Here is a 10642-nt window from a genome sequence, read left to right on the forward strand (position 1 = left end):
AAAAAACCATGCACCTGATGTGCATGGTTTTTTTACTCACTTCAAGCTCATTACTTACGACCAATCGCTCGCCAGCCAATATCGCTGCGGTATTGTGCACCCGCAAATGAAACGCCTGCTAGGATTTGATAAGCGCGTTTCTGCGCCATTTTAAAGCTGTCGCCAAAGGCGGTGACACAGAGTACACGGCCACCAGCGGTAATCGCCTCGCCCTGCTCATTCAGCGCCGTGCCAGCATGGAAGACATGACCATCTTCTAAAGCCGCTGTTGGCAGGCCGGAAATTAAATCACCTTTACGCGGGGTTTCCGGGTAATTGGCCGCAGCCATCACCACGCCCATTGCCACGCGTCTGTCCCATTCAGCTTCAACCTGATCCAGCGTGCCATTCACGCCATGCTCAAGCAGAGTGACAAAATCGCTTTTTAAACGCAGCATAATCGGCTGGGTTTCAGGGTCGCCAAAGCGGCAATTGTATTCGATCACTTTAGGGTTACCCAAAGCATCGATCATCAGGCCTGCATACAAAAAGCCAGTGAATACAGTACCGTCTTTAGCCATGCCTTGCACGGTAGGCAAAATCACTTCGCGCATCACTTTGGCGTGCACATCCGGGGTAACCACAGGTGCCGGGCTGTACGCGCCCATGCCGCCAGTGTTCGGGCCTTCATCGCCATCCAGGAGGCGTTTATGATCCTGGCTGGATGCCATGGCCAGCACATTTTTGCCATCAACCATCACAATAAAGCTGGCTTCTTCACCCAAGAGGCACTCTTCGATCACCACGCGAGCGCCAGCATCGCCAAATTTATTATCAGACAACATGGAATCAACCGCAGCGTGCGCTTCATCCAGCGTCATCGCTACAACCACACCCTTGCCTGCAGCTAGGCCATCGGCCTTAATCACAATCGGTGCGCCTTGAGCCTTGATATAGGCATGCGCTTCATCCGCATTGGCAAAAGTTTGGTAAGCCGCAGTAGGGATGCCATGGCGCTGCATAAAGGCTTTGGCAAAGTCTTTAGACCATTCCAACTGCGCTGCGGCGCGGGTTGGGCCAAAGATTTTTAAACCCGCTTCGCGAAATGCATCAACCACTCCTTGCGACAATGGTGCTTCCGGGCCAACAACGGTAATGGCAATATTTTCTGCTTTTGCAAATTCAATCAGCTCATCAATGGCCGAGATATCAACATTAATTAAATCTTTTTCAAGTGCAGTACCCGCATTACCAGGCGCTACAAACACTTTACCTACGCGCTCTGACTGAGCAATTTTCCAAGCCAGTGCATGCTCACGACCACCCGAACCAATCACCAAAATATTCATGAATCTGTTTCCTGTTAATCGAATTCGTAGCGGCCAAACACATAAGCCACATTGCCATTATTTAACTGACCATTCAGCCGTGGAATAAAGGTACCAATCAAAGACGCCTTGCCATAGCGAACCGATGCAACAGGCAAAGGAGCAGGAAAAGGAACGCCGCCGATAACATCCTGGCGTGAAATAAGCTGTAACGACACACCAAGACCGGCTGATAACTCACCAACAATCGGCCAATACCAAAGATGCATATATCCAATCTGAAGCTGCGGCTGATTATGTGAATCGGCAAAAATCATTCCGTAAATGAATTCCTGGTTATTGTTTTCATCACTAATGCGCTTACCCAGTCCGCCACCGTAGGCAAACTCTTGAAAGTCTTCGAGTTTTTCAGCGGTATAGGTTGAACGATCATGCCAGGAATAACCCGACAGCAATAAATCATTCTTACCTTCCCGGTTAATTTTATCCACACGCTGACAAGCAGCCGTCGCCCAATCCCACATATTGGAGCAATCCATTGCAGAAGCGGGTAAGGCAATCAGCAAGCAAAGGGTGGCAAACAGTTTTTTCATTATCTCAACCAAAAATATTTCAAAGCACCGGCAGCTCAGCCAGCCTCTTAATTAAACACAACACCATAAACACAATAAGCGGGGAATCTCTTCCCCGCTTTTAAATATTCAAACTACTTGATTAATGACGGAAGTGACGAATCCCTGTCACCACCATCGCAATACCATGTTCATCCGCTGCAGCAATCACTTCATCATCACGTACCGAACCACCCGGCTGGATAATGGCAGAAACACCATTCTCCGCGATCACATCCACGCCATCACGGAATGGGAAGAAAGCATCAGACGCTGCCACCGAGCCACGTAAATCCAAGCCCGCAGCCTTGGCTTTAATAGCCGCAATTTTGGTTGAATCCACACGGCTCATCTGCCCTGCGCCCACGCCCAGTGTCTGGCCCTTGCCGCAGAATACAATAGCATTTGATTTAACAAATTTAGCCACATTCCAGGCAAACAACAGATCTTTAAGCTGCGCTTCTGTTGGCTGAAGCTTGGTGACTACTTTCAGATCATTCAAGGTAAGAATGTGCGAATCTGGTGTTTGCACCAGCAAGCCACCGCCCACACGCTTCACATCAAAGCGATTAGCACCCTGCTCTACCGGAACTTCCAGCACGCGGACATTTTGCTTTTTAGCCAGCAATGCCAAAGCTTCTGCGGTATAAGCAGGTGCAATCAGCACTTCCATAAATTGCTTGGAAACAGCTTCTGCCGTATCTGCGTCCACTGTCTGGTTAAACGCAATAATGCCGCCAAACGCGCTGGTGGTGTCCGTTGCAAAAGCCAGGCGGTAAGCCGAGTAGCTGTCTGTACCTACGGCCACGCCACAAGGATTAGCGTGCTTTACAATTACACAAGCAGGCTGTTCAAATTGTTTTACACATTCCCATGCCGCATCGGAATCGGCCACATTGTTGTAGCTTAATTCCTTGCCTTGCAATTGTTTATAAGCAGCAAGGCTGCCCATGGCCGGATCAATATCACGGTAGAAAGCAGCGCTTTGGTGCGGGTTTTCGCCGTAGCGCATATCCTGCACTTTAACGAATTGCATATTCAGGCGGTCCGGGTAGGATTTTTTCTCGCCCTCTGCAGTCAGTGCAGTCAGGTAATTAGAAATTGCACCATCGTAAGCAGCGGTGTGGCTGAAGGCTTTTTTCGCCAACACTTTGCGTGTAGCCAGTAATAAAGCGCCGTCATTGGCCTGCATTTCTTTGATCAGATCTGCGTAATCACTGGCATCGGTCACAATCGCCACATGGGCATGATTTTTAGCAGCAGAGCGCACCATGGCCGGGCCACCGATATCGATATTTTCGATCGCATCTTCATAATTGCAATCAGGGCGGGCAATGGTGGCTTCAAACGGGTAGAGATTCACACAGACCAGATCAATATTGCCGATTTGGTGTTCCGCCATAGTGGCAACGTGTGCAGGTAAATCGCGCCGGCCCAAAATACCGCCGTGGATTTTTGGATGCAGCGTTTTTACACGCCCATCAAGCATTTCAGGAAAGCCGGTGTAATCAGCCACTTCGATCACAGGCACGCCATTGTCAGCAAACAATTTAGCGGTCCCACCGGTCGACAAAATTTCGACGCCTTGCGCTGCCAGTGCTTTGGCAAAATCGAGTACACCGGTTTTATCGGATACGCTGATTAGCGCACGGGTAATTTTGGTCATGATTTCAGCTTCCCTGTATATAAAGATACAAACTCGTTTCTTGTGAAAACTGCGCGTCTGCGCATTACAGCAAATCGTAAATCTGTAATTTCTTACGCAAGGTATTGCGGTTAATACCCAGCATATCGGCTGCTCTGGTCTAGCCACCCTCTGCGCGCTCTATTACAGCAAATCATAAATCTGTAATTTCTTACGCAAGGTACTGCGATTAATACCCAGCATATCGGCTGCTCTGGTCTAGCTACCCTCTGCGCGCTCTATTACAGCAAATCATAAATCTGTAATTTCTTACGCAGGGTATTGCGGTTAATATCCAGCATATCGGCTGCTCTGGTCTAGCTACCCTCTGCGCGCTCTATTACAGCAAATCATAAATCTGTAATTTCTTACGCAGGGTATTGCGGTTAATACCCAACATATCGGCCGCTCGGGTCTGATTGCCCTCTACGCGCTCTAATATCAATTCTAACAGTGGCTTTTCAACACGAGCCAGGACCATATCGTACATTGCACACGGCGGTTCGCCGTCCAGGTCCTGGAAATACTGGTCGAGAGAAGCGTAAATCGCCTCGGCGATCAGATCGGTTTGAGTACTCATAAATCTCCCGATTCATCTTTTTGTGATTTTGTTTCTTTTGGTAAATCTTCGTACTGCAGCCGCTCACCTAAAGTGAGCAAGCCATCAAAATACTGGCGGGTGGTATCCGCTTGTCCTGCCGTTGATTCCTGAGCATACATAGCCTGACGAAATTCATTGCTGCCACGTAAGCCCTTGGTATACCAGGCGATATGCTTGCGAGCGATACGGCAACCAGAATACTCGCCATAAAAGGCGTAGAGATCATCCAGATGGCCGAGCAATACATCGCGAACTTCTACCACTTCCGGCGGGGGAAGTAAGTCACCGCTGGCCAGATAGTGGGCAATTTCACGGAAAATCCACGGCCTGCCCTGTGCAGCCCGCCCAATCATAATCGCGTCCGCACCGGTTTCTTTAAGCACCAGTGCCGCTTTTTGCGGGCTGTCGATATCGCCATTGGCGATCACAGGAATCTGAATCGATTGTTTTACCTGGGCAATCAAGGCATAGCGCGCATGACCCAAGTACATATCTTCACGCGTTCGGCCATGAATAGCCAGCGCGGCAATCCCTGCCTCTTCAGCTATTTTGGCCACACGCATAATATTTTCTTCGCCATTGGCAAAGCCGAGGCGGGTTTTCAGTGTAACCGGCACATCTACGGCACGCACCACGGCATGCAGAATCTTTGCAACTAAGTCTTCATTTTGCAACAGGGCGGAGCCAGCCAGCTTATTGCACACTTTTTTAACCGGGCAGCCCATATTGATATCAATGATTTGCGCGCCATGCGCCACATTATGCCTGGCTGCTGCTGCTAGCAATTCCGGATCAGAGCCGGCAATCTGCGCAGAAACCGGCGCAAGCTCACCTTCAAAATTAGCGCGATTCAGTGTTTTTTTGTGCGAGCGCATGCTGCTGTCGGCCGTAATCATCTCGCTAACCGCATGCCCGGCGCCAAAACGCTTGCAAAGCATACGGAAAGGACGATCGGTCACCCCCGCCATGGGAGCGACAATCAGATTATTTACAAGGGGATAGGGGCCGATATGCATATGCTGCTGGCGCAGTAAAAGGCCGCGCATTCTAACGCCTGCCTAATTTTTAAGCAACAACCTTCAGGCGGATTTTTATGAAAAACCTTAAATCCGCAGACACAGAGGACACGGAGTTTAAAAATCAGTGCACAGAGAAAGCTCGCGTTATTACAAAGGCGGTATACAACGCTTTGGTGATCATTGCTAATGCTTTACAAGCATCGCATTGTTCGCAGGCTGGGTGCGCACCCCATGAGCGCTAAGCAAAGTCAAAAAGATCTTTTTAATGCCTTCGGCACATTGATTTAGGTGCGGGCGTCCCGCTGGACCTTCCTTTCTTGCGCGGCCAAGAAACGAAGCCAAGCCGCAACCCCAAAAGCACGAAGGCCCCTCACTGCGGATAATCGGCTCGGCGAAAAAGGCTGCTCGGGAGCAAGCCCGTTACCCCTTTTCCGAAACCCCGATCCGCTTATTCCTCGCTCCGGCGTGTTTCAAGGGGATATTTAAACCCTATGCAGAGAGTGTGCTTATTATGCTGGTTCGTTGTTTACTACTAAAAAACAAATTGCTTAGCGCACATGGGGTGCACCCCGCTTATTTACTCAGCATTGCTCGCGGGTTGCACCCGCCCTACATTTTTGCAAAAAAATAGCGAGCCTGCAGGCTCGCTATTTTTAAAAGTTAAGCAATAATCAGCTTAGCTTCTTAGTCAAAATCTCAGTCACCATCGCCGGGTTCGCCTTACCCTTGCTAGCCTTCATGCACTGGCCCATTAAGGAGTTAATCGCAGCCAGTTTGCCGCTCTTGTACTCTTCAACGGCCTTGGCATTGGCTGCTAGGACTTCGTCGATAATCGCTTCGATGGCGCCGGTATCCGTGGTTTGCTTCAGGCCATCGCGCTCGATAATCGCATCCGCTGCGTCGCCCGATTCCCACATCTTTTTCAGTACGTCTTTAGCGGTTTTATTGTTGATGGTGTTATCCATCACCCGCTTCACAAGGCCTGCTAAAGCTGCGGCAGAAACAGGGCTGTCGCCGATGGCTTTTTCTTCACGGTTCAGCGTGGCTGAAACATCGCCCATGATCCAGTTAGCGGCGAGCTTGGCATCCGCGCCTGCGGCAACCATGGCTTCAAAGTACACAGCCATATCTTTAGAGCTGGTCAGCGTGCTGGCGTCATAAGCCGATAAACCATACTGTGCGCTAAAACGCTCGCGCATCAGCTGTGGCAGCTCGGTCATTTCGCCGCGCACACGCTCAATCCAGTCTTCTGAGATGCGTAGTGGTGGCAAATCAGGATCCGGGAAATAGCGGTAATCATGCGCGTCTTCCTTGCTGCGCATCATGCGGGTTTCGCCGCTGTCCGGGTCAAACAGGATGGTTGCCTGCTGAATCTTATGGCCGTCTTCGATCTGCTCAATCTGCCACTGCGTTTCAAACTTGATCGCCTGTTCCATAAACTTAAAGCTGTTCAAGTTTTTAATTTCGCGGCGCGTACCAAATTCTTTCTGGCCTTCCGGGCGCACAGAAACGTTCACGTCACAGCGAAAGCTCCCTTCCTGCATATTGCCATCGCAAATACCGATCCATGTTACCAGGCTATGCAGGGCTTTAGCGTAAGCAACCGCCTCGGCTGCGGAACGCATTTCCGGCTCGGAAACGATTTCCAGCAGCGGGGTACCGGCGCGGTTCAAATCAATCCCGGTCATGCCGTGAAAATCTTCGTGCACCGATTTGCCCGCGTCTTCTTCCAGGTGGGCACGGGTCACATTAATTGTTTTTGTGACATCGCCAACCTGAATCTCAATCGCACCGCCCTCAACCACCGGCAGTTCAAACTGGCTGATCTGATAGCCCTTAGGCAAATCAGGATAAAAATAGTTTTTACGTGCAAAAACCGACTTGCGATTAATCTTGCCGCCAATCGCCAGGCCCAGCTGAATCGCACGCTCTACCGCGCCACGGTTCATTACCGGCAAGGCACCCGGCATGGCCACATCGACCACGGCGGTTTGTGTATTTGGCTCAGCGCCGTAAGCGGTGCTGGCGCTGGAGAAAATTTTCGACTGAGTCGAGAGCTGGGTATGCACTTCCAGCCCGATCACTACTTCCCATTTCATTTTGTGAATCCTTAGGCTGGTTTATAGGCTTGGGGCACGGGTGTGCCAGTCGGTCACTTGCTGCAACTGATGCGCCGCATTCAGCATTTTGGCTTCAGAGAAATAATTGCCAATCAGCTGCAAGCCCACAGGGCGTCCATTGGCCGCAAAGCCTGCTGGTAAGCTCATGCCAGGCAGTCCAGCCAAATTCACCGCCAGCGTATAGATGTCTTCCAAATACATTGCGGTTGGATCGGCATTTTTCTCGCCCAGATTCCACGCAGCAGTTGGCGCAACAGGGCCTGCAATCAGATCGCAATGCTCAAAAGCAGCCTGGAAATCATTGGCGATAATGCGGCGGATTTTCTGTGCTTGCAGGTAATAAGCATCGTAATAACCGTGGCTCAGTACATAAGTACCGGTCAAGATGCGGCGTTTAACTTCTGCACCAAAGCCCTCTGCACGGCTTTTCTCATACATATCCGCAAGGCCAGAGTATTCCGCAGCGCGATGACCATAACGCACGCCATCAAAGCGGCTCAGATTACTCGAAGCTTCTGCCGGGGCAATCACGTAATATGCTGGAATCGACAGCTTGGTATTCGGCAAGCTGACTTCCACAATGGTGGCGCCCAGCTTTTTATATTCGCTGATCGCCGCATCTACTGCGGCGGCCACATCGCTAGCCAAACCTTCGGCAAAATATTCCTTAGGCAGGCCAATTCTTAAACCAGCCAGCGGCGCGTTTAAATCACGGCTGTAATCTTCTTTAGCGTGCTCAAGCGAGGTGGAATCACGCTCATCAAAGCCCGCCATCACATTCAGAAGCAATGCGCAGTCTTCAGCGCTTTTACCGATCGGGCCACCTTGATCCAAGGAACTCGCAAAAGCGATCATGCCAAAGCGGCTAACAATACCGTAAGTAGGCTTAATCCCTGTTACGCCGCAAAATGCCGCAGGCTGACGAATCGAGCCACCGGTATCCGTTGCCGTAGCAATCGGCGCCAGACGAGCAGCCACAGCCGCAGCCGAGCCACCCGACGAGCCACCCGGTACAGCTAATTTATCCCATGGATTTTTTACCGGGCCGTAAAAGCTGTTTTCATTGGATGAGCCCATCGCAAACTCATCCATATTGGTGCGGCCTAAGCTCACCAAACCTGCCTTGCGGCAAAGCTCAATCACATTGGCGTCGTAAGGCGCAACAAAGTTATCCAGCATTTTGGAGCCACAGCTGGTTTTCCAGCCCTGCTGGCAAAAAATATCTTTTTGCGCAATCGGCACACCGGTCAGAACACCCGCCTGGCCATTGGCCAGCAGCGCATCAGCGGCTCTTGCTTCGGCAAGGGTTTTATCCTCGTCCAAAGTAATAAAAGCATTCAAGTCCTGCATGGCTTTAGCGCGTGCTAAATATTCGCTGGCCATTTCAACCGCAGAAATTTCTTTGGCTGCCAGCATGGCCGACAGTTGTTTTACTGATTTTTCTATCATTATTTTTTAGCGGGGATAATCCCTGCCCCTCACTCAATCACTTGCGGAACAAGATATAAGCCAGCTTCAACTGCTGGCGCCACCGCCTGCCATGCTTCGCGACGATCGGGCTCACGCGCCACATCGTCACGCAAACGCAGCATCACATCCTGCGCATGCGCCATCGGCTCGATACCTGTGGTATCGACGGCACGCATTTCTTCAATCAAAGTAAGAATTTGGTTTAACTGGCCTTGGGTAGCCGCTAATTCATCACCGGTCACCGCGATGCGGGACAAGCGGGCGATGCGCGCTACATCTTCAATAGACAGGGACATGTCGGATTTACCCCGTAAACATTTATTAACGTCAACTCGATAGGGTATCATACAGGGTTTGATTACCACCACCCGTCAGTACAACCAGGGCGGAGGCTGTAACGTTCAAATGTGCCGCGGAACTTTTTCGCTTGCACCGCCGCCTTAACAGGCGGTTCTTGCCATTAAGCGCAAGACAAAGCGGGGTGGAAAAACCCGATATCGTGCCGTGGCAATACAATGCAAGCGGACAGCAAACATAAATTGCATGCGAAAAAGCCAGATATTTGGGCTTTTTTTGTATAGGGCGTTGTCAATGACAAGCCCGCTTAGTAGCAAACGTAAAAAATATTTTGCCTGAAAGGCAAAACTAAACAGCAAAACTTAATAGCCCGTGGGTATTTTACCGGCGGCCTTCAACACCTCTATAAAAGTGTGAGACCCGAATGTTTGGACTTCTTTCCGGCTACTTTGCCAACGACATCGCCATTGACCTGGGCACTGCCAACACGCTGATTTATATGCAGGGCAAGGGCATCGTGCTTGATGAACCATCCGTGGTAGCTATTCAGCAAGAAGGCGGCCCCTCAGGCAAGAAAACCATTTTAGCCGTTGGCGCAGAAGCCAAAAAAATGCTGGGCCGAACCCCTGGCAGCATTAACGCCATCCGCCCGATGAAAGACGGCGTGATTGCGGACTTCACCATTACCGAACAAATGCTCAAACAGTTCATTAAAAAAGTGAACCCAAGCCGCATGTTCTCCTCACCTCCCCGAATCGTTATTTGTGTGCCATGTGGCTCGACTCAAGTTGAGCGCCGTGCGATTCGCGAATCTGCGTTGGGTGCAGGCGCACGAAAAGTTGAGCTGATCGAAGAACCAATGGCCGCAGCCATTGGTGCAGGCATGCCGGTTGAAGAAGCAACCGGCTCGATGGTTGTGGATATCGGTGGCGGCACCACAGAAGTGGGCGTGATCTCACTGGGCGGTATTGTTTACGCATCCAGCGTGCGCGTAGGTGGTGATAAGTTTGATGAAGCCATTATCAACTACATCCGTCGCAACTACGGCATGCTGATTGGTGAAGCCACTGCAGAAGAAATCAAAAAACGCATCGGCAGCGCCTTCCCGGGTGCAGAAGTACGCGAAATGGAAGTAAAAGGCCGCAATCTGGCCGAAGGGATTCCGCGCTCATTCACGATTTCTTCCAATGAAATTCTGGAAGCGCTGACAGAGCCACTTAACCAGATCGTTTCAGCGGTGAAACAAGCACTGGAACAAACTCCTCCGGAATTAGGCGCGGATATCGCCGAAAAAGGCATGGTACTCACAGGTGGTGGCGCACTGCTGCGCGATCTGGACCGCTTACTCATGGAAGAAACCGGCCTGCCGGTATTCGTAGCTGAAGATCCGCTCACTTGCGTGGTGCGTGGCTCGGGCAAAGCGCTGGAGAAGCTGGACAAAGCGGGCAGCATCTTTACTTACGATTAAGCGCTCATCGTGAGGCGGCAAGTCGTATGAAATAGCGATTTGCGATAAAACACACGCAAGCCACC

The 10642-nt window shown here is 50.8% G+C and carries 9 protein-coding genes and 3 pseudogenes; 1 reads left to right on the forward strand and 11 read right to left on the reverse strand.

Translation table 11 applies throughout. The annotated features are described in order from the left end of the window. Window positions 1–50: 50 nt before the first annotated feature. The 11 genes and pseudogenes from purD to gatC all read right to left on the reverse strand — a co-directional run bounded on the left by purD (window position 51) and on the right by gatC (window position 9108). Window positions 51–1328 (reverse strand): phosphoribosylamine--glycine ligase, encoded by a 1278-nt coding sequence (gene purD, locus CSQ88_RS02445; RefSeq protein ID WP_099396512.1) that lies wholly within the window; start codon window positions 1326–1328, stop codon window positions 51–53. A 14-nt stretch (window positions 1329–1342) separates the two neighbouring features. Next, entirely contained in the window at window positions 1343–1900 is a 558-nt protein-coding gene (locus tag CSQ88_RS02450; protein ID WP_099396513.1) for a phospholipid:lipid A palmitoyltransferase, read from the reverse strand. A gap of 121 nt (window positions 1901–2021) precedes the next feature. Next, window positions 2022–3584: a bifunctional phosphoribosylaminoimidazolecarboxamide formyltransferase/IMP cyclohydrolase gene (gene purH / locus CSQ88_RS02455; RefSeq protein ID WP_099396514.1), complete on the reverse strand. Its 1563-nt coding sequence runs from the start codon at window positions 3582–3584 to the stop codon at window positions 2022–2024. A 64-nt stretch (window positions 3585–3648) separates the two neighbouring features. Next, window positions 3649–3720 (reverse strand): annotated as a pseudogene (locus CSQ88_RS23615) (helix-turn-helix domain-containing protein); the annotation flags it as partial. A gap of 26 nt (window positions 3721–3746) precedes the next feature. Next, window positions 3747–3818 (reverse strand): annotated as a pseudogene (locus CSQ88_RS23620) (helix-turn-helix domain-containing protein); the annotation flags it as partial. A 26-nt stretch (window positions 3819–3844) separates the two neighbouring features. Beyond that, a pseudogene (locus tag CSQ88_RS23625) lies at window positions 3845–3916 on the reverse strand (helix-turn-helix domain-containing protein); the annotation flags it as partial. A 26-nt stretch (window positions 3917–3942) separates the two neighbouring features. After that, on the reverse strand, window positions 3943–4182 hold the full coding sequence (locus CSQ88_RS02475; protein WP_099396515.1) for a helix-turn-helix domain-containing protein: 240 nt from the start codon (window positions 4180–4182) through the stop codon (window positions 3943–3945). Continuing rightward, a complete protein-coding gene (gene dusB / locus CSQ88_RS02480) occupies window positions 4179–5219 on the reverse strand; it encodes a tRNA dihydrouridine synthase DusB (RefSeq protein WP_099396546.1) in 1041 nt (346 codons plus the stop codon). Before dusB ends, CSQ88_RS02475 begins: the two co-directional genes overlap by 4 nt. Before the next feature lie 674 nt (window positions 5220–5893). Beyond that, window positions 5894–7321, reverse strand: a complete 1428-nt coding sequence (gene gatB / locus CSQ88_RS02485) for an Asp-tRNA(Asn)/Glu-tRNA(Gln) amidotransferase subunit GatB (protein WP_099396516.1) — start codon at window positions 7319–7321, stop codon at window positions 5894–5896. A gap of 21 nt (window positions 7322–7342) precedes the next feature. Further along, window positions 7343–8791 carry an Asp-tRNA(Asn)/Glu-tRNA(Gln) amidotransferase subunit GatA gene (gene gatA / locus CSQ88_RS02490; protein ID WP_099396517.1) on the reverse strand — a complete coding sequence of 483 codons (1449 nt, stop codon included), beginning with the start codon at window positions 8789–8791 and terminating at the stop codon, window positions 7343–7345. Between the two features lie 29 nt (window positions 8792–8820). Continuing rightward, window positions 8821–9108 (reverse strand): Asp-tRNA(Asn)/Glu-tRNA(Gln) amidotransferase subunit GatC, encoded by a 288-nt coding sequence (gene gatC / locus CSQ88_RS02495; protein ID WP_099396518.1) that lies wholly within the window; start codon window positions 9106–9108, stop codon window positions 8821–8823. A 425-nt stretch (window positions 9109–9533) separates the two neighbouring features. Between gatC and CSQ88_RS02500 the strand changes: the two genes are divergently transcribed. Beyond that, window positions 9534–10577: a rod shape-determining protein gene (locus tag CSQ88_RS02500; protein WP_046351519.1), complete on the forward strand. Its 1044-nt coding sequence runs from the start codon at window positions 9534–9536 to the stop codon at window positions 10575–10577. Window positions 10578–10642: the final 65 nt, after the last annotated feature.

The sequence above is a fragment of the Iodobacter sp. BJB302 genome (assembly GCF_002735645.1).
Taxonomy (GTDB): domain Bacteria; phylum Pseudomonadota; class Gammaproteobacteria; order Burkholderiales; family Chitinibacteraceae; genus Iodobacter.

Bases quoted from the DNA above. Each gene is read 5' to 3' on its own strand.
- gatB (WP_099396516.1), bottom strand. From the start codon at position 7,321: ATGAAATGGGAAGTAGTGATCGGGCTGGAAGTGCATACCCAGCTCTCG.
- CSQ88_RS02475 (WP_099396515.1), bottom strand. From the start codon at position 4,182: ATGAGTACTCAAACCGATCTGATCGCCGAGGCGATTTACGCTTCTCTC.
- gatC (WP_099396518.1), bottom strand. From the start codon at position 9,108: ATGTCCCTGTCTATTGAAGATGTAGCGCGCATCGCCCGCTTGTCCCGC.
- CSQ88_RS02450 (WP_099396513.1), bottom strand. From the start codon at position 1,900: ATGAAAAAACTGTTTGCCACCCTTTGCTTGCTGATTGCCTTACCCGCT.
- dusB (WP_099396546.1), bottom strand. From the start codon at position 5,219: ATGCATATCGGCCCCTATCCCCTTGTAAATAATCTGATTGTCGCTCCC.
- purD (WP_099396512.1), bottom strand. From the start codon at position 1,328: ATGAATATTTTGGTGATTGGTTCGGGTGGTCGTGAGCATGCACTGGCT.
- purH (WP_099396514.1), bottom strand. From the start codon at position 3,584: ATGACCAAAATTACCCGTGCGCTAATCAGCGTATCCGATAAAACCGGT.
- gatA (WP_099396517.1), bottom strand. From the start codon at position 8,791: ATGATAGAAAAATCAGTAAAACAACTGTCGGCCATGCTGGCAGCCAAA.
- CSQ88_RS02500 (WP_046351519.1), top strand. From the start codon at position 9,534: ATGTTTGGACTTCTTTCCGGCTACTTTGCCAACGACATCGCCATTGAC.